This window comes from Paenibacillus hunanensis (genome assembly GCF_014645615.1).
Taxonomy (GTDB): domain Bacteria; phylum Bacillota; class Bacilli; order Paenibacillales; family Paenibacillaceae; genus Saccharibacillus; species Saccharibacillus hunanensis.
Window position 1 is genome coordinate 541,876 of the sequence record NZ_BMMB01000003.1, and the last position, 23,967, is coordinate 565,842.

Genomic DNA, 23,967 nt, shown 5'->3' on the forward strand with positions numbered 1-23,967 from the left:
TATTTCACAAAAAAATATAGCCTTATGACCCCAATAGCATCTCGATCACACTCGATCCATTTCGCGAACACTGCATCTTGTCAGATTGGTTCACTTCCAAACAAATTCAGGAGCGACAAGCGCCTCGCCTAACGCTCCGAAACTCTGCTTAAAATAACAGCAAGCATCTGCTCTAGCTGCTCCTGCTGCTCTTCTGTAAATCCGTCATATACAGCTGCATTCACAGTCGCGGAAATACGGTGAAAAAGCGGCTCCAGCTCTCTTCCCTTTTCAGTAAGATAAATGAGTGTGATGCGGCTATCGTCTTGACTCTTTACCCGCTCGACATAACCCAATCGAGCTAATTTATCGACGAGTACCGTGACGGTTGGCTGTTTGCGATGAATTTTCTCTGCTAGTTCTTTGACAGAAAGTCCATTTTTTTGATACAGAAACACTAGAATATCACCATGTGAGGGTACAATTCCTTCAACACCATGTTGCTCTAGCTCAAAAACAATAAGTCGATGCAGTTCATCACGAATTTTACTAATGATCGATGTGGCATAATATTTAGGCATGAATTCATTATACATAGACATCTATGCATTTGCAAGGATATGTTTTTTATTTAGCAGCCAAATCTGATATTGTCGAGGCTGTTAGCAAGGAAGAGAGGTAACACTATAGGCTACTCTTTACCTTCTCTACATCTTTCTATAATTCATCATACTTATTTATGTATACAATTTGTTTATGCATATCGATCGGTGCATACATCAGTAGAGATATAGCCCACTGTTAACTATATGTAAAAATAATTAGTTAAAATTTAGTAACCCCTGTTTACTATCTCGTTAAACGGGTAATAAACAGGGAAATAGTGTTTCTTATTGATGAAAAATGTAGAATTTTGTCGTATTAACCGATAATAGCAACTAGAGCTATAGTCCAACTCAATCAAGTAAGGAGAATGTAAAGTGAAACCAGCCATTCAGGAAGCGATGCATAATCAGACCCCGCTGCATGTTCATCTGATCAGCGGTGAAACGTATATCGGCATTTGTGAAACTCATGATAATCCGAACTTTTTCATCATTCATACCGATTGCGGTGACCTTACCTTTCCTTATTGGACAATCAAACGAATCAAAACAGCAGTAACTCATTAATCACCGGCTGAAATGGCATCCAGTCCTTCGTAGACGATCATCCGATTTCTGCCGGTTTTTTTTGCATCATATAAGGCGGAATCCGCCTGCTCCAATAGCGCCTCCATACTACTCTCATCCCCATCGTATAGCGTCATCCCAAGCGACACCGTCACTGGCTCTCCATATGGAGTTGGCGACTGCTCTGCTACCTTTCGTATCTGCTCAGCTGTTTTCATTGTCATCATCAGATCAGCTTCAAATAACAGGATCACAAATTCCTCACCACCATATCGAAAGCACAAATCTGCTGGCTGAATCTGCTCTTCAATTAGCGTTGCCACTCTTCGAAGCATTTCATCACCCATCGTATGTCCGTACGTATCATTAATCTTTTTAAAATAATCGATATCCAGCATAATGATCGCAAATGGATAGCTATTATCGATCCAGTTTTGCATGATCGCTCGCAGAGCGCGGCGATTCAATACGCCGGTCAGTGCATCATAATGCGCTTCCTGCTGTAGCTTGCGCTCCTTTTCCCGAGTTTGCTGCTCCAGTGTCATAATCGCATAGTGTAGCTCATGCGCTTCATAGTTCCACATATTTTGCTCCGGTCGAAACGAGCCCTTGGATTCACCAGCAATACTATGGGCATAGTCAGCTAATTCCTCTAACGGGCGTGAAAGGCGAAGCGACAGCTGATAAATAATCATTAGCATCAGAATAATAACAGGCACCAGATAAAAAAGCATACTTTTAATGAGCTGGGCTGAAAAGATCGTCGTATTATACACTGGCGTCTGAAAAATAATGCCCCAGCGAATCCCTGGTATAGCTGCATATCCGGCAAGCATTTCCTTGTGCTCCAGATTTAATACAAGCTGATTTCCACTTCTCCCATCCTGCAATTCACCGATAATCGGATTGTCATTCTGGGTCAGATGCCGTCCAATACGTTTGGCGACAGGATGATATAAAATATTCCCCTCGTTATCGACGACATAAAAGTAGGAGCCGTCCTCCTTCTTACTGCCTTCGCCAAATAGTTCACTCAGACGATTCGCTTCTTCCAAATACAAAATCCCTGCTAGCATACCGCGATAATTCCCCTGATCGGTGTACAGTGGATAGCTAATCATCAGGACAAGTCGATTATTCGTATCTCGATACGGCTTAGAAATATAAGCTTCTCGCTTGTGCAACGCCGTCTCAATTTGGATGGTTGTAGGTACAACGCCGCGCTGATAGCTATTCATTGGTGAAGCCATCCGTACAACCCCATCCTCATTCACTATCAATACCGCATTAAAAAAGCTATTGGACTGGCGAAAATAGTCCAGTAGCTGCTGCCCAGCGTCCTCAGTCGCTTTATCCTGATTCGCCATTATGTATTTTGAAGTACGTGCAAGCGACGATTGCATCGAGTAAATTAAGGTTTGCGCAATTCTACTTAATTCCTTTGCGTGAATTTCATTGAGCTTTAATGTCTGCTGTTCAATCGATTCCTTCTGGCTAACATAACTAATCAGCAAACAAGCAGCAAGAATCAGAAAAAAAGCACAAAAAGCTAGGCCACAGGTTAATGTCGACAGCTTATATTTACCAGCCTTGCGTTTTGAGGAAAACGGCATCGCATACTCTCCTTGCTTCATATCTTCGATTTACTTATTTATATCGGCTTGTTTAGCTTAGTTTATAAGGTATTGGTTATGCAAGACAAATTTGTAATCATTATCCTATAATGTTTTTATCAGCCAAGCTGCACGGATGCAAATCCTTTATAGGTTGTACTATAAGCCACATAATGTAAAACACCCGTTATTCCTTTATTATGGCGTATATTATAAAGCAAGTCAGCACGATATTGTAACCATTTTATGTACAACAACAGCTCCGGTATCAAATACCGGAGCTGTTATATCGATTTAGCATTTTATTTTAGTATTGAGACACTGTAACCGGCGAATTATCCCCCAGCAGTGCCAGATTGTTTTCGGCTACACGATCACCGCTTTTCAGTCCGCCTGTAATCAGTGCTTCAGAGCCTGCTTCCGAACCGACAGTTACTTCCTTGCGCACGGCATGACCATTCGCAATTACATAGACATAGCTTTTGTCGCCGTCTTTTTGAATCGCTTTGCTTGGTATGATCAAGCCCTGCTTCGCATCCTTGCTTACAAAGCTAATGTCTGCCAGCATACCGGATTTTAGTTTACCGTCTGTGTTGGACACAGTAACTTTTACCGGATAACCATTACCGCTGGAATCCATTGGGCTGATGCTTGTTACTTTACCGTTAGTAACGATATCTGACGATGCTACACGTACCTGCACCTGATCGCCTGTTTTCACCTGATTAATCTCATTGGCTGGTACGTAGATCAGCATATTAACCGTGCTCAGATCAGCGATCACGATCGACGCTGCGGATGGGCCTGCCATCTCGCCTACTTCGGCATTTTTCGTCGTTACGATCCCGTTAATTGGTGATTTAACTACTGCATCACCCAGTGCATTTTGTGCGATCTGTACATTCAGCTTGGCTTGCTCCAGCTTTTGCTGGCTTGCTTCGATGCCTGCTGTACTCTGAGATACTTCAAGCTGACGCTGTGCGTTGCTATAGCCAGAGTTCGCATTTTCATAGCTGTTTGTTGCATTGGTGTAAGCTTCTTTTGCTGTAGACAGTGCAGTTTGTGCGGTTTGCAGTGATTTTTGCGCACCTGCGAGTTGATCCTGCGCATTTGCTTTAGCATTCACTGCATTTTCATAAGCGGTTTTAGCATTCACCGCAGCCGCCTGTGCTTGCTCCAGCTCTGCCTGTGTAGCGAGCGAATTGTCGAACAGGGATTGCGTACGAGTCAATGTTTTTTGAGCTGTATTCATCGCTTCCTGTGTTTGCTTGATCGTGTTCGCTGCTGTCGACACAGCTGTCTGTGCTTGCTTTAAGCCAGTTTGTGCCTGGTTAACTGCGCCTTGAGCAGAGTTAATATTACCCTTTGCCTGTGTGATTGCGCTCTGCGACGAGATGATTCCATTTTTGGAGCTAACGACACCGGAGTTCGCAGACACCATGCCAGTTTCGCGAGAATCCTTGGCTGTGTTCACGCCTGCGGCAGCAGCATCCACGTTTGATTTGGCGATATCCAGATTGTCACGAATATCGCTATCCTCCAGCTTCAGCAGCACCTGACCCTTTTTCACTTCGGTGCCTACATCAACGGCAATAGCGGATACTTTACCGGAGATTTTTGGCATAATGTTTACCGTTTCGGATGGTGTAACGGTACCCGTATAAATATCGCCCTGACCGATCATGCCCTGTTGAGCACTAGCGACCTTTACATTTACGCTCATTTCCTGAGCAGCTTCACTGCCTGCTGTGGAGCATCCAGCCAGCATGACTGAGCTCAGCAGTAATGCGCTGGCGGTAACTTCCCATTTTTTGATTTTCATTGCATGTTCCCTTTCTTTCATGAGAATTTCGATTCATCGCTTCGTTATAGCGAGGAATGCTCAGACTTTCGTTTCCTGTAATGCGTTCTTTTTACGTCTCGTAATGAACAGGAATACAAATGGAATCGAGCAGAACAACGGGATCGAGGATACAAGGAATGTATCGGCGATGCCGCGTGAATAAGCATCTAATGTGATCAGACCTGATACGGTCGATGTCCACGAGCTGCCCAGCATCGCTTGAAACGAGTGTGCCGCATCCGGCGTAATCGACTCCGAGATTTGCTGACTGTGCAGTGCTGTACGGTTTTGCATCAGGAAGGTCAGAATCGCAATCGCCATCGAACCGGCAATGGTACGCACCAGGTTCGATGCGGTCGAAGCTTTACCTACCTTTTCCTTCGGTACAGCGTTCATGCCTACGGTGGACAGTGGCATCATACAGATCCCGATTCCCATCCCGCGGAACATCAGCACAATTTGCAGCCATAGATGTGGTGTTTGTGGTGTCAGAGTGTGCAGGTGATACGTCATCACACTAGTAAGCGTCAGACCAACCAGACCGATTGGCACGATACCGATTTTGTCAAATAGCTTCCCGGCAAATGGCATCATAACCGCCATCGCAATCGCCTGTGGTAATAGGATAATCCCTGTGTGTACTGGCGATACCGCCTGAATATTTTGCAGGAAGAGCGGCGACAGGAATGTACCACCATACAGACCCATCATGACAAAACTGGATGTGATCACACTGATCGCAAATTTATAATTTTTAAATAATGAAATATCGATAACCGGATTCTCCTGCCCACTCTCCACGAAGATGAGGAAGACGAGTGCCCAGAAGGCAATGAAGAACAGTCCAACAATTTTGAATGAGCCCCAGCCATCGGTCGAGCCGCTGGATAGTGCGTATAGCAGTGTACCTGCGCAGGTCGCTGCCAGCAGGAAGCCGAGCAGGTCGAACTTCACCTTGATGCCTGGTGGCGGTTCTTTGATCAATAGGATGACCATCAGAATCGCAAACAGAGCTACCGGTACGCAGACGATAAACAGGAAGCGCCAGTCGAACCATTCGATCAGATAACCACTCAGTGTTGGGCCAATCGCTGGCGCAGCCATAGCGGCAATCCCCCAGATCCCGAGCGCCATCCCGATTTGCTCACGTGGAATGATTTTGTACACGATCGTCATGCTCAGCGGCATAATCACACCACCGCCCAGACCGGCAACAATACGTGCAGCGATCAATGATGTATCACTCCACGCGAAAATACAAAAAACGGTTCCGAGCGTAAACACGCTCAGTGCGGCAATCAGAAACTTTTTGTACCCGATGCGCTGTTCCATAAATCCCGTAATCGGTACGATAATACCGGAAGCGAGTGTATAGCCAGTAATGACCCACTGGATGCGCGACGTAGTCGAGCCCAGATCGGTCGTCAACTGCGGAATCGCCACATTGATCAGACTGTTATTCAGGATCGCCACGAAGGCGCCCAATACAATGGCGAAAAAGGCAAGCCATTTCTCGCGGGGCGAATCAGCAGGAGGAGCAGCGGCAATAACTTCGGAAGCCACCATCGACCCCTCCTTTAATTAAGATGTGTGAATTTTAACTTCAACGTTCGTACCTGGAATCAGCGTCATGCCGTCTGGCACGTTCAGCGCAATTTCAACCGGAATGCGCTGTGTAACCTTATTAAAGTTACCGCTTGTATTAGTTGCTGCAATTAAGGCAAATACAGAGTTGGACGCTTGTCCGACCTTGCGTACTTTACCTTGAATCACATGATCGCCATCCGCATCCAGTGTGACATCTACCAGCTCGCCTGGCTTGATGCGGTTAATATCGGTTTCTTCGATATTGGTCGATACGTAGAGATTTTTCATATCTGCCATAATCGCAACTGCCGAGCTTGGAGAAGCAATTTCATGCTCTTTGGAATAGATTTTGATCACGGTACCGTCGATTGGTGCGCGCAGAACCGATTTGCTGATCACGCTGGAATCCAGACCCGAGACATTTTGCTCGGCAATCGGCTCATTGCGTTTCAGTACATCGCCTTCTTCTACATCGATGTGATCAATTTCGGCTGTAATTTGCGGCATCACCTTATATTGATCCGCCGTGATGCGTGCGTCATCACTTTTCACAAAATGAGCGCCTTGATACCAGTAGTAGTAACCGATTGTTCCGCCGCTCACGACGAGCAGCACAACCAGTATCGACAAAATAATCTTTCTTTTCAACGTACTCCACCTCTGCAGTTCTAATAAAATGGGCTAATCGGTAAAACGATAATCCTTTCGCAACTTTACATATAGATAGTTGCACAAAATAATACAATGCCAATTTCTCAACTTCGAGAGATCAGGCACAAAAAAAGCAAGGAACTGTTGGCAGACACATCGCAGTTAGGGGGCGCTTGGATCGCACGCACTAGCCGCCGGTCTTTCGCTCCTTACGTTTCATGACTCCTAGAGGTATATAAGCCTCTTTTTAACAATTCCAGCTCCAGCCTGAAGTTATGCAGTACCTCTTGCTCATCCGCTTCTCCGGCGAAAAACTGAATAAAGTTCTGGATCAATATCGCACGCAAAATTTTGATCAAGTGCAGTAGCTCTTCCTCACTATGGATGTTCAGACCGCTTGTATCGATCACACCCATATAGTTGCGATAAAACTCGCGAATCCGTTCTCTGGTCGTGGGATTTTTCACATCAAGGATCAGCTTGTACTCAATCTTATAATTCATGTTCAGGAAAATATTGCGTGCAAACTCGCGATTCGCCCCCTGCTCGTCATGAATAAAACGATGCAGCGAGCTCTCAAAAAATTCTGCCGATGAGGTGAACAGATCGCCTTGATGCTTAATCGCCAGCGACATCATTTGCTCGCGATTTCTAGCGCTGTGCTCCTCCAGAATGTAGAAAAACAAATCGGCCTTATCCTCAAAATACTGATAAAAGCTGCCCCTCGGAATGCAAGCATCCTTGATGATATTCGCGATCGACGCATCTGCAAGCGAAGCGCGTGAAAATTCACGTAACGCTGCATCAATCAAGTTTTGCCGCTTTTCCCCCGGCAGGTTAAAAAAGGTTTTCGTTGGCATACATTCACTCCATTACCCCCTGCAACCTCGGGCTTTTGATTGATGTTGGGATGCTAGCACGAATAAAATGTGGCTCTTAGTGTAGGCAGGCTTGATTTGTTGTCAAAAGTTACATAGAGAATTATATGTGACACGGTGTCATGTGTCAATCTTATTATTAAAATTTATACATATTTCGTTCCAAACTGTTGTTAGTTGCAATGGACTCTACTACTATAATTGCTCTCTTGAAATGCAAAATAGGCCTGTATGCTTGTTCATGAAGGAACGAGGCTACAGACCTGACTATATTGACTTTGTAGTTCGTGACTGCTTGTATACCTGCTGACGTTTACGTTCTAATCATTCGTGCTTTGCCATTCAACGTTTCGTTATTTCGAAGCTTTAGACCTTTAGTATTCTATAGCTCTCGAATTAAAAGCTCGCGCTTTTGCCGTTGCTCCCGTTTCCGGCGGTACATATCCTCATCTGCCAATCGCAGCAGGGTATTACCATTTTCACCATTAGCGGTATACACACTCATGCCTGCGGCGAAGGATACCGTAATATCCCGATCTCCATACCAGAAAATCTGATCGTCCAGCAATGTCAGCCGGTTCTCCACCAGCTCAGCGGCACCTGCACGATCTGTAATACTAAGCAGTAAAATGAACTCATCTCCACCAATTCGTCCTACCGTATCACCTGGCTTATGCATTAAGCCTTGCAGTAATTCAGCAATAAACTTCAAATACATATCACCTACAGCATGTCCATACGTATCATTAATCGGCTTGAAATGATTCAGATCAATCATAATTACAGCAAACGGATCAGCTGCCGCTGTTCGTACACGCAGCTCTTCTTCCAGTGCAGTGCGATTATATAATCCAGTCAATGCATCATGATATGCGCTGTGCTTGTAGCTTTGCTCCGATTCCATCAATCTTCGCTCCGTATTTTTGAGCGAGGTCACATTGGTGAGATGCAGCACAAACAGATCTTCATTCGCCCCTTCAATCCGATCAATACCTACGATCAGATCCAGATGCTCCTTACGCGAATCGTTCATACGCACCTCCCAGTGCGATTCCTTCCCCGGCTGATCAGCATAAGAAGCGAGCAAGCCCTGCAAGCCCTTTACCTGCTTGAACTCAAAATGCTCTGGAATCTCCTCAGATGGAATGCCTTCAAACCAGCTCTGCGCACGCGGATTCATTTCCTTGATTCTTCCCTGTGCATCCAATAGCAAAATAGCATTCGGCGCCGTCTCGAACAACACCTGAAACAGCTTACGATAATCCGGCATAATATTGTACTTTCCAATTAAGTGACGCAGTCTCATCGCCCAGATCAGATACCCGATAAAATAACAAATCATCGATACACGGGTCACGATAATGCCTGCTTGCAGCAATGTGGTGATAAGCGCAAAGCTACCAAATAACATCAATCCGCTTGCCAGTAATGAACGCAAAATAACACGCTGTCTGCGCTCCCTGGTACGTAACCAGCCCCAGGCGAGCAATACGACGGACAGCAAAATATACCCGATCACAAATACAATCGTGACGAGCAAATACGTTGGATGTAGTGGGCTGCGTCCATCCGTTACATGCACATCGTACAGCACACTGTGATCCCATGTGACCATAAACCATAGCCATAGCATATAAGGTGTCACATAGACGAGCGGCAATACCTTTTTAAAGGAGCGCGTCACTTCTCCACCGAATAAGATACACAGATGAACAAGTGTACTAATAAACAGCAGTAACGATGGCGAGCTTCCATATAAAACAAGCTGCATCTGATATTCGGGCAGCAGCGATGTTTTCAAATATTCAAACATAAAATAAAGCACGAGTGACCCCATTAGCAATGCGGCGACGCGATTAATCATGCTGCGTCGATTACGATAGATCAACGTGATTGCCATATAGAAGAAAAAGTAGGTGGGCAACTGGATTGTTAAAAAATCCATAAAAAGTGCGCTCATCGGCAATGTCCTTTCCAGTTCGGGTAGGTTCCACGTAAAGCCTATACCACTTTCCGATTCACACCTTGGTTGATGCCACTCGTAGCTAGATCAGTATAAGTTTCCAGTATTCCTATCGTAAGAAAATGAACACCGTTTGACAACAGAAATTAGCGAAAAATGACGAATTTTAAGATATTTTTTATGTAAACTTTCCATTTTCATATCTCTGATTAGCAAATAAACGCTTTCATTACCTATCACCTTATAACAAAGGCCACCTATTTCTCTACTCTAGAAGAGAAATAGGTGGTTGTAAATAAATTATTTATCTTACATATAATTAATTTATAAGAATTTTGTGGTAATTAATATGGTATTACTTATTTGATATTATTTAATAAAGGATGGACTGGAGACATGCCTATGCTGCTCATCGTGTCCTAGCATCCAATTTCGTGATAACCGACTGAATCCATTCATACTCCGCTTTAGATTAGTTCCCTTGATGCAGGCTATCCGATAGCGCTGTGAAAATAACACCCAGCGCGTGTGCACCAGCATCTGGATAACCAAGACTCCGCTCACCGACTGCTCCTGCTCGGCCCATCCGTGCCACAATATCGGCTGTGCTCTTCGCTCCCTGAACGGCTGCCTCTGCTCCTTTACGGAATGCAGTCACTACATCGTCTCCAGTCTCTGCACTGGCTGTCCAGCTATCCGCACAGGGAACAAGCGCATCGATCAATGTCTTATCGCCTACTACTGCGCCGCGTCCAAAGGAACGCTCGCCTGTCGATTGAATTCCTGCGACTGCCGCTTGCAGCATTCCAGCAAATTCAGCCACCGTCACCTCGGTACGATCACCTGCTTCTTTGCCTGCTGCTCGGAATGCCGAGCCCCAGATTGGCCCGGACGCACCACCACATGATTCCATAATAATCAGAGATACATCATGCAGGAAACTTCCCATCGTAAGCGGCTCATGTGCCAGAATCGTCTTCCACTCACGCTTCAACTGACGGAAGCCCTTCGCAACGCTCATACCGAAGTCACCATCACCTGCATGCGAATCCAGCTCACAAAATGGTACTTCATTTTCAATAATGACTTCGCTCATACGATCCACTAGATAGACTAAATTATCCAGCGTAATCGTCTCGTTATTCACGGTCGCTGCCGCTTCATCTGTCTCTACGGTATAGGATACATCGCCCTGTTGCTCGTCATCCTCTGTCATCGCTTGATATGGAATCGGCTCGACCGGCCCAGAAACTTTAAATGCAGGTGTATCGCTCTCACGAGATAGCAGCTCCTTGAGCTCATCATCCAGCTTCATCAGGGTCACCGATAATCCTGCCATATCAATGCTAGTCATATAATTACCGACAAAGCTACGGTTTACAGCGATACCTTGCTCGAATAGCTCACGACTCACCGCATGATGAAAAAGATAGAGCTCCTGCTGTGGTGTTCCTCCAAAGCCATTGATCAGTACAGCCACCTCGGTATTATTGCTTTCCAGCTTCATATCCCGTAGCAGATCGGCAATCATACGATGGGCAAGCTCATCCGCCGTGGTTAGCTCCACGCGCTCCATCCCCGGCTCGCCATGAATGCCAACGCCGTATTCCATTTCACCCTCACCGAGTGCAAAGGTTGGGGTTCCTTTGGCAGGCACGGTACAGGAAGTAAGCGCAAAGCCGATGCTCCGTACATGTGCAGCAGCCTTTTCCGCGGCTGCCTTAACGCCCTGTAGATCACGTCCTTCCGCTGCGGCTGCTCCTGCAATTTTATGTACCAGCACAGTTCCAGCTACACCACGGCGTCCGACCGTATACAGGCTATCCTCCACCGCAATATCATCATCGACCTTTACATAATCAACCTTGATCCCATCCTCGCTCGCCAGATGGGCGGCATTTTTGAAGTTCATCATGTCGCCGCTGTAGTTTTTAATAATTAATAAGGCGCCCTTGTCGCCAGCGGTTGCCTTGATTGCCTGATACACCTGAATCTGAGATGGTGAGGCGAAAATATCTCCACACACCGCAGCATCCAGCATACCCTTACCAATATAGCCTGCATGTGCCGGTTCATGTCCACTACCGCCACCACTAATGAGTGCCACTTTATTCGGATCGATATGCTTGCTTTTAATAATCTTATACTTGGGGATCAGCTCCAGCTCAGGGTGAGCAAGCACCATGCCCTTCGCCATTTCCAGTACCATGTCCTCTGCACGATTCATTACTTTTTTCATCCGTCTTCCTCCTGTTCACAAGGTATAGGATCGTTCGGTTACATCCCGTAGTTAACCATATTGATGGTCGCTTTAATCAGTCGTAGCAGCGGTGGGTACTTGCTCAGTCCCGCTCAATATTCGTATTATAGCGTCATATAACGCCCATAGTGGGCTAAATACTGCTCCTTCTCCTTATAATCAGGCATCAAGCTGCCCACCTTACGCCAGAAGGAGCGATCATGATTCATATGCAGCAGATGGCATAGCTCATGCACAATGACATAATCGATCACCTCGACAGGTGCCATCGCCAGACGATAATTGAAGGTGAGCTTCTTCGTAGAGCTACAGCTTCCCCAGCGTGTCGTCGATTCTACAATCTCAATGCTAGCCGGCTTCACACGAAGCTGTTGCTGATACGGGACGATACGCTCCTGAATGACACGCTTGCATGTCGTAAAATAATATCGTTTAAGTCGTGCGCGTAGCTCCTCTTCATCCCCATCCGTTACATCGATTAGCTGCTGGAGCGGCTGCTCCTTGCCTAGCAGCATAAAGGTGCCATAATCATCGTACTCCCTTGTTTCTGGCAATACACGTCGATTAGCAAGACGCTGTTGCTGCTCGGTGATCCATTGACTATGGCGCTGAACGAGGCGGATAATGTCTGCTTCGGTTGTACCGTTGGGCGCTTTGACAGTGAGCAGTCCATTACTTTCCATCTGGATCGACACTTTACCGCGGCGCGAATATTCTACATGACAGGCGATTGTTGTATCGCCGATGGGGATGTTCATCATTGTTGAAGGGTCTCCTTGAGTTCAATAGGGATTGATCGATGATTTGATTATAGCATGGTCGGTAGAATAGGCGACGGTAAGGAGCATCCATCCATTTCGATAAAAATGTAATCTGGCTATACATAAGACGAACAATAAAAGGCATCCTGACTCGCCTAATCGCGAATAAGGATGCCTCTTTGTCTGCCTTAATGTACGGGCTGTTCTTCTTTATCGATAGTTGGCTTGGTGGATGAAGTCGATAAGCTTGGTGTAGCTGCTGTAGCCGATGTCGGAATGCCCGGCTGCTGGTTACGTGTCCACGTGCTACGGGCTGGAATTTTGCTCCAATCGGCACGGTGGGCATAGCCTTTGGCGATACGGGTAACTTCCTGTAATAAGCCTTCATTTAGCTTAATCGGTTGCAGTCCATGCGATAGGAATAATTCGTTTCGTACGTGCAGATCATTTTCCTCTGCTTCCTTACGAGGGTTGGATACATAAGCGATTTCTGCGCCGGTCAGATGGCTGACGAGTGCTGCCAGGTCGCAAATACGGTGGGTTTCCGTCATCTGGTTGAAGATCATTACGCGATCCCCATAGACGGGAGAATGCTCCAGTGCAAGCTGTACACAACGAACCGTATCCTGAATGTGAATGAAGGCACGGGTTTGTCCGCCTGTGCCGTGTACTACAATCGGATGCCCCACCGCTGCCTGCATGAGGAAGCGATTCAGCACAGTTCCATAATCACCATCATAATCAAACCGATTGATCAGCCGCTCATCCAGCATCGTTTCATGCGTATTCGTACCCCAGACGATCCCCTGATGTAGATCGGTGATACGCAGTCCGTCATTTTTATTATAGTAGTGAAATAGCAGCTGATCCTGTGATTTGGTCATATGATAAATCGAGCCTGGATTGGTTGGATAGAGAATCTGCTGCTGTACACGTTCGCCCTGCTCGGTTAGCACCTCGATATCGAGATAGCCCTCAGGAATTTTCATACCAGACGTTCCATAGCCGTACACTCCCATCGTACCGAGATGCAATAGATGAATATCCAGTCCAGACTCAGCGATAGCGCATAACACATTATGGGTCGCATTCAGATTATTGTTTACGGTATAACGCTTGTGACGGGAGGACTTCATCGAATATGGTGCAGAACGTTGCTCGGCAAAGTGGATAATTGCATCGGGCTTTTCCTTGACGATCAGCTGCAAAAGACGTTCATATTCCAGCGCCAGATCAAGTCGTTCAAAATGGATTCGTTGTCCACTCCGCTGCTCCCATACATCCAAACGGATACCAATTGGCTGTATCGGTGTTAGCGACTCTGCTTCCAGTTCAATATCAATATTACGGCGGGACAAATTATCGATAATGGTCACATGATGACCGAGACGGGACAGATGCAGACTCGTTGGCCAGCCACAAAAACCATCTCCACCCAATACGAAAATCTTCTTCTGCTGTCCGCTCCAGGCTTGTCCAGATGTAGTATTCAATAGAAACCCACCTTTTCCGTAATGTGACGCTGTTCGTTCATAGCTCATGCTTTCCTCCATCTGTATGCCGAACAGCAGACCCATCTCGATTATAAGGGTACACTGTCAACGGAGTCGTAAGCGCTAGCCCTATTTTATGTAAAATAAGCCAGCGTACAGAATAGGTAGTCTCCTCATTCTGCACGCTGGCTGTTCAATGATCATTCGATTCAAAACGCACTGTACGCTTAAAAGCACACTGTGCGCTTAGTTGATATCATGATTGTCGTAAAATCAACATTTTGTTAACGTATCCTGTTTCCAACATCAAGCCTTACTATGGATGAACGCTGCTTATATGATTTATACGAGCGTTTCTAATGCCTCACGACTGAACATCTGGATATCGTTACTACGCTGATCACGAATTTTGTTTGGCCATTCTGGATCGCTGAGCAGTGCACGACCAATAGCAATCAGATCGAACTCATTTTGCTCCAGCTTATGAATCAGCTCATCCAGATGCGCTGTTGGATCCGTCTCCTCCACCTGATTGGCGCCAGGTGTGAATTCAGCCTGTAATCCAACTGAACCGACGGAGATCGTTGGCTTGCCGGTCAGCTTCTGTGTCCAGCCTGCCAGATTCAGCTCGGAGCCTTCAAATTCCGGTTCCCAGAAACGACGAGTAGACGCATGGAAAATATCTACACCTGCATCCACGAGCAGACCGAGCAATTGCTCCAGCTCCTCCGGTGTCTGCGCAAGACGTGCCTTATAGTCGTACATTTTCCATTGAGAATAGCGGAAAATAATCGGATAGTCTTCCCCTACGGCTGCACGGCAAGCGCGAACAACCTCCACAGCAAAGGTAGCACGACCTGCCAGATCACCGCCATAGCGATCCGTACGCTGATTCGTTCCTTCCCATAGGAACTGGTCAATCAGATAACCATGCGCACCATGCAGCTCAATCGCATCAAAGCCAAGCTTTTTCGCATCAGAAGCCGCCTGTGCATACGCTTGAATCAGATCCGCAATCTCGCTCTCGGTCAATGGCTCACCGACCTTTTCACCTTTCAAGTTTAGACCGGAAGGGCCTACCGGCTGGGCTTGTACATTCGGCTCATCTCCAACTTTACGCGCCATACCTACATGCCATAGCTGAGGTGCAATTTTACCGCCCTCGGCATGAACCGCATCGACAACCTTTTTCCAGCCAGCAAGCGCTTCCTCACCATGAAAGACAGGAATGCTTGCCCCACTAATCGATGCCGGATGATCAATTCCCGTACCTTCAGTCACGATCAGCCCTACCCCACCAGCAGCACGGCGGCGATAATACTCAGCCACATCGTCGCCCGGAACATTACCTGGAGAGAACCCACGTGTCATCGGTGCCATCACGACCCGATTATCAAGCTTCAGCTTATCACTGTGAAAAGGTTGGAACAAAGGTGTAGTATTCATAAAGGAGCCTCCTCGTATATGATGTACTATTTGATTATTATTCGTAACGGCACTACTTTAACATAGCAGACTATTGAAATCAAACGGGTACTCGCTTCATCATCACTTCTGTTTCATCCAATGTTAATCGATACACATCCGGATTCGTTAGCTGCTCCCATTCTGTAAAGCCGATCCGTTCATCATAGGCACGTAGCAGCAATGAGATGAGATTCCCATGTGAAACGAGAGCAGCATATTGAGCATCGCCTGCCTGTAGCTCATGTATAACTGCCATAGCGCGCGCTGTTGCCTGCCGACTCGATTCGCCTCCCTGATAGCAAAGCTCCATATCATCATACGTTTGTCGCAGCATATTACGCCAATTCGGTTCATTTGTATCGCATAGTACACGTTCAATTAAGCGTTCATCCTTATGTACAGGTAAATTGAATTGCTGTGCTAGCGGCGCGACGGTATCCATCGCTCGCAGATATGGACTGGACACGATTGTATCGAGCGGAATGGTCGATAACTGCGTAGCAAGTCGCTGTGCTTGCTGGTGTCCTAGCTCTGTTAATGGTGCATGGGGCTCCTGTCCTGTAGCCTGACAGTGGCGAATAATGTACAGCTCCTTCATGATCGTGTACTCCTTTCTGAATTGAAGGTGTTACTTGCTTATAGCTTAAAAGAACTGCTGAATTTTTCTAATCTCTATAGCTTAACTGTAAATAAAGCAAAAATCTAATGTCAAGGTCATACCTGATTAGTCAGCGCATACCATAGTTGAATGTCATGATGAACAACATCCTACAATATAGAATAACTTTTATATCACAAAAAAGTACGCTATGATCAAATAGAAATAATAGTTTATATGCATGCAATAGACTTTAGAACAATCCATATACTGCTATCATCTGGATTTGGAGGAAACACGATGGATCAATATGAATATGAATGGATCAAAAAGACTAGAACGATTTTACTTGATTTTTGTGGTGAACTAAGTCCGCAAGATTTTACTCGTCAACACGGATTTGGTTTTGACAGTATTAGAGATACATTAATCCATATCGCAGATTGTTATCATGCCTGGCTAGGTTCATATATTTTATTACAAACGAAAACACCGATTACACCCAGAGATGAACTAGCCACAATCGATTTAGCGACAATCAAAGAACGCTTTTTCCAGGTTGATCGTTATGTAACTGAAGTATTTGAAAAACTAAACGATCAAATGAATGAACCGATTCAAAGACAAATCCCATGGAGAGCAGGCGGAGAAGAAATCTCCATGACGCCTGCCAAATTGCTCGTACATACCATAACACATGAATTTCATCATAAAGGCCAAATTATGGCTATGGCGCGCCAAATGGGCTATACACCTCCAAATACGGATGTATTGGGAATACAGGATTAAAGGGGCTCATACCAAAAAAAGCCCGGATAGGCGTAGCTACTGCTGCTACCTATCCGGGCTTATCAAGCGACGATAGAATCGTCTTGTATACAAGCACTCAGCATCCTATTTTGTCGTAGTGCGATGGATTCAGATGATCCTCGCTCATTTATCTGTGATCATAAGCATCAACACAAGCAACGACGAATAGAATCGCTAATGACTATAATCCTTACGGTGTTGGCATACCGCCATTGGCATTCAGTGTCTCGCCACTCACATAGCTCGATTCCTGACTTGCCAGGTAGACATAAGCGGAAGCCATTTCAACGGGCTGACCTGGACGACCAAGTGGTGTCTGTTCGCCAAACTCCGGCAATACATCCGCAGGCTGTCCGCCAACGATTTGCAGTGGTGTCCAGATTGGACCCGGTGCAACCACGTTAACGCGGATCCCTTTTGGTGCTACCTGCTGAGCCAGCGCTTTACTGAATGTGTTGATCGCAGACTTCGTTGTCGCATAGTCCAGCAAAATTTCAGATGGGCTATATGCCTGAATGGACGAGGTATTTACAATGCTGCTGCCCGGCTTCATATGTGGGATCGCAGCTTTGCACACCCAGAATAGTCCATATACATTCGTTTTAAATGTATGATCAAATTGCTCTGTCGTCAGATCGGCGATATCCTCCACATATTGCTGCTTACCAGCAACGTTAGCCAGAATATCAATACCGCCCAGCTCACGAACCGCTGTCTCCACCAGCTCAATGCAATATTGCTCATCCTTCAGATCGCCTGGTACAGCGACAGCCTTGCGGCCTTCTGCTTCGATCAGCTTCACAACTTCACGTGCATCGTCTTCCTCCTCCGGAAGATACGCCAGTACCACATCTGCGCCTTCGCGTGCATAAGCAATCGCTGCCGCGCGTCCGATTCCGCTATCTGCGCCCGTTACAATCGCTTTGCGACCTTGAAGTCTGCCTGTGCCACGATACGATTCTTCGCCGCAATCCGGTACAGGTGTCATTTTGGTCTGCAAGCCCGGTTCGGGTTGCTGCTGCTTGAATTCTGGGCCTGCCTTTGTAAATTGCTTTGTCGGATCTTGCATTGTGTATTGATCTGCCATGATGAATATCCTCCTCATATAGATGGATGTGTACATGCTGTTCTTTTCTTGCATCAATCCCAACTCTTTTTATGTAACCGGGTTTTGTACAGTTCAAACGAGCCTGCTCTATTGTTCACTCCACGAAGAATGGGCATATCATGATCAGGAAATTGTGATCCCCATACTTCGATTGCTTTTATATTTCAAAATGAATCCGCTTGCATTCCCATTGATATAGCTTGATACAGTGATAAATCCCTCTATATGGTAGCTAAAAATCTCCACAAAATTACACGCCAAAAAGCCCAATCTCTAGCCGTTGCTATCGATCGGGCTTCTTTTGTTCATTTGCATCCTATAGGCTACAGGATGTTCATTAGAACATTGGCAGCAGATACTTGATTACAAACCACAGTACGATCGCCAAAATGATAATATAAGCTGCATATTTGATAAATGTCGAAGCGACCATCCCGGAATCCGATTTGCGCTCTACACGTACTTCCCGTTTATCGACATCGACATTACGATTTTCGTTCATAACCTCTCGCTCCCTTTCAGGCATTATGCCTCTGGTTGTTAAGTGATTTGAGTGTTATTAAACGGTTTTATTCCTTATGAATCGCCTAGCATATGGAATGCAGCGATTATTGTAGCAGACTGCTTACACGGTGCAAGCAAGCGCTAAAGCAATTGCGGATCAGGCCGGGTGGTTGCTGCAATCACTAAAATCTATTATGCTGTCGATAGGCTATACTCAAGCAGACAATACTAGATTCAACCGAATAAGCTACCTATCTCAGCACTACCCTATTACATATTGCACAGGAGCCTTAACTATGAAGCAAACTAAAATGAACTACGACCTCTCCACACTACCCACCTCATTATTGCCTTACGTCAATGGAGCAACCATCTATGATAGCAGCTCATCACCACAGGCAAAGACGCTGTTGATCGATGGCTCGGAACGACTATTTCTAAAAATCGCTGCTGCGCATACACTGGAGCGAGAGTATCGGATGAATGCATTTCTCCATCAGCATGAGCTTGCACCCGCTTCACTCTTATATACAACAGAGCAACAGCAGGATTATCTGCTCACAACTGCCGTAGCTGGTGAGGATGGCGTAGCCGATGCCTTTATGCAGCAGCCCGAGCGGCTGGCAGCCGCACTGGGTAACCATCTACGCAGACTGCATACTATTCCTGTCGATGGATGTCCTTATGCTCATCGCAGTGCCGACATTCTGCTGGAAGCTTCTCCAGCGATGCAGGCTGAGCTACAAGCATCCGGCGACTATACACCTGTAGATGATGTTATTATCCATGGAGATTATTGCCTGCCTAATGTCATCATGAATAATTTTGAGCTGTGCGGATTTATTGACAACGGAGATGGCGGCATTGGTGATCGCCATCATGATCTCGCTTGGGGATTATGGTCGTTGCAATTTAATCTGGAGACGGATCGCTATCATGAGCATTTCTTAGATGCTTATGGACGAAAGGATATCGATGAAAAGGGAATCGTGTATTTCAGCCGTATTATTGATAGTCTGGATTTTTAAGGGACATTGTGCTTTTTTAATCGGTAATTCGCCTATGGTTGAGCACCCCACAATCACAAAAATGAAATGAATAACATATATAAAGACAAGCCGCGTCCTCAAGGCGCAGCTTGTCTTTATGTGTCGTGATTGGCATATTCCAGCATAGCATCATCATTCAAGCGATTGGATACGCAATTTCTGCTATATCCTCCTGTAGATCATCCCATTCCAGCTCATCATTCAATTGCTCTGCCAGTTCACGCGTTAATGGTTCCTGCTGGAAAATTCGTTCGATCACTGTACGATCCAGCTCGACCTCATAATATTCCTCTGCCCATGCATGATAATAAGCAGCACCCTCTAGCAATAAACGAAACCATTCGCTGCCTGCATCTACTTCTGCACCTATAGCACGCCAGCCAGTTTCCTTACGCTCATGCCAGAGCAGACAGGTTACCTGCTCTCCAATAAATGCAGGCTCGCTCAGAAAAGCTTGCATCGTCTCTGGCACCTGCTCCGAGACGCTCTGCATCCCCTGCTGCATAGTCGGATGGATAATGCCACCTTCAAACGCTTTGATCATCAAGCCGCTACCTGTAAACAGTGCAAAATAATGATCACCCTCGCCGTCTCGCATCGACGCCATCTCTTCTCCACTGTCCCAGTGTGCATTGTAGGAGTAATACCGATATTCCCATTCCGGCATAATGATCGCATCCAGCATAGCTGCTGCTCGAAAATAGTGCTGACATTGCTCAATGGAAGGCAGCTGGCTCAGTACTGTTCTTGTATCCATACGGCATCGCTCCTTATGTATAGAGGAAGTTAGATCAAACGAATATGAAGTATATAAAAGCTACAACGAATGCATGTTTCTTCACAGCAATCGGTAAAAATTTGAACACTTCTAAAAGCTAAGGGCTAAGGGCTCCGTAACTGGAGCCTTCTTTTCCGTTATCGGAGCCTTTTTTATGTGATCCATTTCATTCAGTTTGTTCGTTCTTAAAACGAATTTGTTCCAAATATAGACCTTCCGCATCCGCCATACCACCTGTTTGCGAACGATCCTTGGATTGAATGAAGCCGGGAACATCGTTCGGTTGCTTTTCACCTAATCCAACCGCAATCAGTGTACCGACCATTTTACGAACCATATTGTATAAGAAGCCGTTTCCTGTCACGCGCAGCTCGATCATCCCGTCCTGTTCACTCAATTCCAGCTGATGAATGGTACGAACCGAATCCTTTTTCTTCGATTTGGCATTGGCATAAGCAGTAAAGTCATGCTCGCCGATAAAATGCGCTGCTGCCTGCTTCATTTTCTCGATATCCAGCGGCTTCACCACATGCATACTGTATTTGCGCAGGAAAGGCTGACTGTATTCACGATTCCAAATTTTATACAAATACGTCTTCTCGGTCGCATGGAAACGCGCGTGAAAACGCTCATCGACCTGCTCTACCTGGATCACACTAATATCTGGTGGCAAATAATGATTCAAAAAGCTCATAATGCGCTCGGTTGTTAGCTCTTGAACGGTTTTAAAATTCGCTACCTGCTGTAGCGCATGTACGCCTGCATCCGTACGACTGGAGCCGATAATCTCGATCTGCTCACCGATCAGCACTGAGATCGCTTTTTCAATTTTTCCCTGAATGGTACTGTCACTATCACCCAGACGCTGCCAGCCTTTATAGCGGTTGCCATCGTACTGAATCGTTAATTTGTAATTGTTCATCTGCATTGCTCCCGAATCGGTAAATTAAGCGGTGTTCCTAAAATGAATTGGAGGCTCGTATGGATCATGATATAGCGATGAGCGAAGGTGCCAATTCCTGGAGTGGACTGCCTTCTTTTAGCTTAACAAAAATGGGATTTGAATGATAGGAGGTGGGGTGTTAAAAACGAGTTTTGGAGTGGAGTGCACCAAGCGCTCAGGCAAGGAATAAGGGAACGGCCTTGGGTGGAGCCCAGGAATCTATGAATGGGGAAGGAATGTAGATTCCCGGGCTCGAAAGGCGGCCTTTTCCCTTATTTCCTTGCCATCGCTCTGTGCGAATTGCAGCATATACAGTTAATAAACGTTGACGAGAAGGGATTGTTTAATCGACTTGTTAAACTAGCCCTTTTAGCTCTTTTAGCTTTTTTAGCTTTTTATATACACTTCAAGTAAATAGCTTCACATCAACTTCTCTGATCGCTTACTTTCTGTGCTTCTGTCAGTTCATTTCGTTTGTCGCCTTTGCCGATACGGAAGCTGAAATAGCCAATAATCACAATTCCGATAAATACTGCGCCGACAATAAGTGGGACGCGTGTATCGGGATTGAAGCACATACCGAAAAGAACGCAGATCAGATAGATGATAACGATGTAGTTGCTGACCGGGAAGAATAGGGATTTGAAGGTGTGTCCCTTAAGCTCCTCGCGATTTTGACGACGGAATTTGAATTGGCTGATTGCCAGAGCGAACCATGGTATCATCCCTGGCAAAATGCTGGCGCTGTAGATGTACAGAAACAGCTTGGAATCCGGGAACAGATAGTTGAACAGGACACCGATCAGCAATAGCGCGATAGTCGTAATAATACTGTTGCGTGGTACTCCACTATCTGCAGATACTTTGGCAAAAAACTTCGGTGCCTGTCCATTTTCAGCGAGTGTGTACAGCATACGTCCAGCGCTATAGATCCCACTGTTGCAGCCTGACATCGCAGCAGTCAGCACGACAAAGTTAATGATGCCTGCGGCGGCTACGATGCCGACTTTGGCAAAGGTCAGGACGAATGGGCTACCATTTTGTCCAACCTCATTCCATGGATAGATCGTTACGATCACGAAGATGGCACCTGCGTAGAAGATCAGGATACGCCAAATAATATTTTTAATGGAGCGACGTAAGGTTTGCTTTGGATTTTCGGCTTCACCGGCTGTAATTCCGATCATCTCGATGCCCTGATAGGCGGCGGTGACGATACAGAGTGCAAACAGGAAGCCTTTTAATCCTCCAGCAAAAAATCCGCCATGACTGTACAGATTCGATAATCCGATCGGTACGCCTCCATTGCCAAGACCAAAGAAGATCATCGCTGTGCCCAGTATGAGCATGAACACGATCGCGACAATTTTGATCATCGCAAACCAGAATTCAAATTCACCATAGAACTTCACCGCTGCCAGATTGGCGGCTGCAATGATCGCTACCCCTGCAAGAGCGGGCAACCATTGCGGAATATCCGGGAACCAGTAGTTCACATAGATTCCGATCGCCGTAACTTCTGCCATACCGACCGTGACCCATAGAAACCAGTAGCTCCATGCTGTCACAAAGCCAGCCAGCGGCCCGATATACCGATGAGCGAATGTAGCAAAGGAGCCTGTGACCGGCTGTACGATCAGCATTTCCCCCATAATACGCATGACAAAAAGCATAATAACCCCTGCCAGCAAGTAAGCTAGCAATACGGATGGCCCTGCCCACTGAATTGTGCTTGACGAGCCCATGAACAGACCGACACCTATCGTTCCGCCCAGTGCAATCAGTTCAATATGTCGTGATTTTAATCCCCTGTTTAATTGCTTTTGCTCCATAAAAAGCTCCCCTTTATACGAACAACTTTCGTTCTGACAATCAAACGCGTTAATGTAATGCAGAACGACACTGTGCCAGTGTAATGTAAACATTATGTAATTTCAATAGTATGCGGAACACTCCACTGGAGACGGATGTACAAGCAGGTCATACACTGTTTTTATGGAGTGGACAACCCTTATTCTTTTTATAAGTCACTATAGTTTAGATATCCGGTCATTTTATATCCATGAAGTCAAAATGATTCTTTATTTTTATGTACCTTAGGGTAAAAGAGACTGATCCACATAGAACGATGGATTATATTTTGTTCTTGATTGCCACATCCTTTACAAAGAAAATGTATCTTTAGCTTAAAATAGTATGTTTCGAAAGGAACTTGTCCATTCCACACGTACTTTTTGAACAAATTGTGACAAAGATAATTAAAGCGTTTTACTAAAACTGTCTTCGCCTTATGAACAACCTTCCATCGTGATGTTCGTTTTTAATGTGAGAGCGTTATGTTTGATCCATAATATGGTGTATTTGTACATACGATTTGCAGTGAATTAGGATATGTCAGATCCCACACTGGTAGAAAGTGTATTTTTGGGTTGGGTTGGGTTGGGTTGGGTTGGGTTGGGTTGGGTTGGGTTGGGTTGGGTTGGGTTTCAGTCTATAGGCGGATTGGTAGC

General features: G+C 45.8%; 20 protein-coding genes. 3 read left to right on the top strand and 17 right to left on the bottom strand.

What is annotated here, in order from left to right:
• Positions 1–128 precede the first annotated feature (128 nt).
• On the bottom strand, positions 129–581 hold the full coding sequence (locus tag IEX62_RS08505; RefSeq protein ID WP_308422634.1) for a MarR family winged helix-turn-helix transcriptional regulator: 453 nt from the start codon (positions 579–581) through the stop codon (positions 129–131).
• A 378-nt stretch (positions 582–959) separates the two neighbouring features.
• Between IEX62_RS08505 and IEX62_RS08510 the strand changes: the two genes are divergently transcribed.
• Complete coding sequence (locus tag IEX62_RS08510; RefSeq protein ID WP_188774993.1) at positions 960–1,151, top strand: hypothetical protein; 192 nt, start codon at positions 960–962, stop codon at positions 1,149–1,151.
• On the opposite strand, the gene IEX62_RS08515 is transcribed toward IEX62_RS08510, so the two are convergent.
• The 11 genes from IEX62_RS08515 to IEX62_RS08565 form a co-directional block, all read right to left on the bottom strand.
• Positions 1,148–2,764, bottom strand: coding sequence for a sensor domain-containing diguanylate cyclase (locus IEX62_RS08515; protein ID WP_188774994.1), 1,617 nt, complete (start codon positions 2,762–2,764; stop codon positions 1,148–1,150). The genes IEX62_RS08510 and IEX62_RS08515 overlap by 4 nt on opposite strands.
• 307 nt (positions 2,765–3,071) lie before the next feature.
• Positions 3,072–4,586 carry an efflux RND transporter periplasmic adaptor subunit gene (locus IEX62_RS08520; protein ID WP_188774995.1) on the bottom strand — a complete coding sequence of 505 codons (1,515 nt, stop codon included), beginning with the start codon at positions 4,584–4,586 and terminating at the stop codon, positions 3,072–3,074.
• A 60-nt stretch (positions 4,587–4,646) separates the two neighbouring features.
• The gene (locus IEX62_RS08525) at positions 4,647–6,170 is read right to left on the bottom strand and encodes a DHA2 family efflux MFS transporter permease subunit (RefSeq protein ID WP_188775075.1); all 1,524 of its coding nucleotides are present in this window, start codon (positions 6,168–6,170) and stop codon (positions 4,647–4,649) included.
• Between the two features lie 18 nt (positions 6,171–6,188).
• A complete protein-coding gene (locus IEX62_RS08530; protein ID WP_188774996.1) occupies positions 6,189–6,842 on the bottom strand; it encodes an HlyD family secretion protein in 654 nt (217 codons plus the stop codon).
• A gap of 212 nt (positions 6,843–7,054) precedes the next feature.
• A complete protein-coding gene (locus tag IEX62_RS08535; protein WP_188774997.1) occupies positions 7,055–7,705 on the bottom strand; it encodes a TetR/AcrR family transcriptional regulator in 651 nt (216 codons plus the stop codon).
• A 400-nt stretch (positions 7,706–8,105) separates the two neighbouring features.
• Entirely contained in the window at positions 8,106–9,668 is a 1,563-nt protein-coding gene (locus tag IEX62_RS08540; protein ID WP_229685682.1) for a GGDEF domain-containing protein, read from the bottom strand.
• Positions 9,669–10,158: 490 nt separating this feature from the next.
• Complete coding sequence (gene dhaK / locus IEX62_RS08545) at positions 10,159–11,925, bottom strand: dihydroxyacetone kinase subunit DhaK (protein ID WP_188774999.1); 1,767 nt, start codon at positions 11,923–11,925, stop codon at positions 10,159–10,161.
• 125 nt (positions 11,926–12,050) lie between these two features.
• Entirely contained in the window at positions 12,051–12,707 is a 657-nt protein-coding gene (locus IEX62_RS08550; RefSeq protein ID WP_308422635.1) for a M48 family metallopeptidase, read from the bottom strand.
• A gap of 188 nt (positions 12,708–12,895) precedes the next feature.
• Complete coding sequence (locus tag IEX62_RS08555) at positions 12,896–14,200, bottom strand: NAD-dependent epimerase/dehydratase family protein (protein ID WP_229685683.1); 1,305 nt, start codon at positions 14,198–14,200, stop codon at positions 12,896–12,898.
• A 342-nt stretch (positions 14,201–14,542) separates the two neighbouring features.
• On the bottom strand, positions 14,543–15,646 hold the full coding sequence (locus tag IEX62_RS08560) for an NADH:flavin oxidoreductase (RefSeq protein WP_188775001.1): 1,104 nt from the start codon (positions 15,644–15,646) through the stop codon (positions 14,543–14,545).
• A 79-nt stretch (positions 15,647–15,725) separates the two neighbouring features.
• The gene (locus IEX62_RS08565) at positions 15,726–16,265 is read right to left on the bottom strand and encodes a histidine phosphatase family protein (RefSeq protein ID WP_188775002.1); all 540 of its coding nucleotides are present in this window, start codon (positions 16,263–16,265) and stop codon (positions 15,726–15,728) included.
• 300 nt (positions 16,266–16,565) lie between these two features.
• On the opposite strand from IEX62_RS08565, the gene IEX62_RS08570 reads away from it, so the two are divergent.
• Entirely contained in the window at positions 16,566–17,054 is a 489-nt protein-coding gene (locus IEX62_RS08570; protein ID WP_188775003.1) for a DinB family protein, read from the top strand.
• Positions 17,055–17,265: 211 nt separating this feature from the next.
• Here IEX62_RS08570 and IEX62_RS08575 read toward each other — a convergent pair whose 3' ends face one another.
• Both IEX62_RS08575 and IEX62_RS08580 read right to left on the bottom strand, forming a co-directional pair.
• Positions 17,266–18,162, bottom strand: a complete 897-nt coding sequence (locus tag IEX62_RS08575; protein WP_188775004.1) for an SDR family oxidoreductase — start codon at positions 18,160–18,162, stop codon at positions 17,266–17,268.
• Positions 18,163–18,520: 358 nt separating this feature from the next.
• Positions 18,521–18,685 (bottom strand): hypothetical protein, encoded by a 165-nt coding sequence (locus IEX62_RS08580; protein ID WP_188775005.1) that lies wholly within the window; start codon positions 18,683–18,685, stop codon positions 18,521–18,523.
• 298 nt (positions 18,686–18,983) lie between these two features.
• Between IEX62_RS08580 and IEX62_RS08585 the strand changes: the two genes are divergently transcribed.
• The gene (locus IEX62_RS08585; RefSeq protein WP_188775006.1) at positions 18,984–19,715 is read left to right on the top strand and encodes an aminoglycoside 3'-phosphotransferase; all 732 of its coding nucleotides are present in this window, start codon (positions 18,984–18,986) and stop codon (positions 19,713–19,715) included.
• A 157-nt stretch (positions 19,716–19,872) separates the two neighbouring features.
• Here IEX62_RS08585 and IEX62_RS08590 read toward each other — a convergent pair whose 3' ends face one another.
• The 3 genes from IEX62_RS08590 to IEX62_RS08600 form a co-directional block, all read right to left on the bottom strand.
• On the bottom strand, positions 19,873–20,493 hold the full coding sequence (locus tag IEX62_RS08590) for a hypothetical protein (protein WP_188775007.1): 621 nt from the start codon (positions 20,491–20,493) through the stop codon (positions 19,873–19,875).
• Positions 20,494–20,680: 187 nt separating this feature from the next.
• Complete coding sequence (truA, locus tag IEX62_RS08595; RefSeq protein WP_188775008.1) at positions 20,681–21,436, bottom strand: tRNA pseudouridine(38-40) synthase TruA; 756 nt, start codon at positions 21,434–21,436, stop codon at positions 20,681–20,683.
• Positions 21,437–21,882: 446 nt separating this feature from the next.
• A complete protein-coding gene (locus IEX62_RS08600; RefSeq protein WP_188775009.1) occupies positions 21,883–23,289 on the bottom strand; it encodes an amino acid permease in 1,407 nt (468 codons plus the stop codon).
• Positions 23,290–23,967: the final 678 nt, after the last annotated feature.

Excerpts from the sequence above, each read along its gene's own strand:
- IEX62_RS08505 (WP_308422634.1), bottom strand. The coding sequence starts at position 581 with ATGTCTATGTATAATGAATTCATGCCTAAATATTATGCCACATCGATC.
- IEX62_RS08515 (WP_188774994.1), bottom strand. The coding sequence starts at position 2,764 with ATGCCGTTTTCCTCAAAACGCAAGGCTGGTAAATATAAGCTGTCGACA.
- IEX62_RS08520 (WP_188774995.1), bottom strand. The coding sequence starts at position 4,586 with ATGAAAATCAAAAAATGGGAAGTTACCGCCAGCGCATTACTGCTGAGC.
- IEX62_RS08535 (WP_188774997.1), bottom strand. The coding sequence starts at position 7,705 with ATGCCAACGAAAACCTTTTTTAACCTGCCGGGGGAAAAGCGGCAAAAC.
- IEX62_RS08540 (WP_229685682.1), bottom strand. The coding sequence starts at position 9,668 with ATGGATTTTTTAACAATCCAGTTGCCCACCTACTTTTTCTTCTATATG.
- dhaK (WP_188774999.1), bottom strand. The coding sequence starts at position 11,925 with ATGAAAAAAGTAATGAATCGTGCAGAGGACATGGTACTGGAAATGGCG.
- IEX62_RS08550 (WP_308422635.1), bottom strand. The coding sequence starts at position 12,707 with ATGATGAACATCCCCATCGGCGATACAACAATCGCCTGTCATGTAGAA.
- IEX62_RS08560 (WP_188775001.1), bottom strand. The coding sequence starts at position 15,646 with ATGAATACTACACCTTTGTTCCAACCTTTTCACAGTGATAAGCTGAAG.
- IEX62_RS08565 (WP_188775002.1), bottom strand. The coding sequence starts at position 16,265 with ATGAAGGAGCTGTACATTATTCGCCACTGTCAGGCTACAGGACAGGAG.
- IEX62_RS08570 (WP_188775003.1), top strand. The coding sequence starts at position 16,566 with ATGGATCAATATGAATATGAATGGATCAAAAAGACTAGAACGATTTTA.
- IEX62_RS08575 (WP_188775004.1), bottom strand. The coding sequence starts at position 18,162 with ATGGCAGATCAATACACAATGCAAGATCCGACAAAGCAATTTACAAAG.
- IEX62_RS08580 (WP_188775005.1), bottom strand. The coding sequence starts at position 18,685 with ATGAACGAAAATCGTAATGTCGATGTCGATAAACGGGAAGTACGTGTA.
- IEX62_RS08585 (WP_188775006.1), top strand. The coding sequence starts at position 18,984 with ATGAAGCAAACTAAAATGAACTACGACCTCTCCACACTACCCACCTCA.
- IEX62_RS08590 (WP_188775007.1), bottom strand. The coding sequence starts at position 20,493 with ATGGATACAAGAACAGTACTGAGCCAGCTGCCTTCCATTGAGCAATGT.
- truA (WP_188775008.1), bottom strand. The coding sequence starts at position 21,436 with ATGAACAATTACAAATTAACGATTCAGTACGATGGCAACCGCTATAAA.
- IEX62_RS08600 (WP_188775009.1), bottom strand. The coding sequence starts at position 23,289 with ATGGAGCAAAAGCAATTAAACAGGGGATTAAAATCACGACATATTGAA.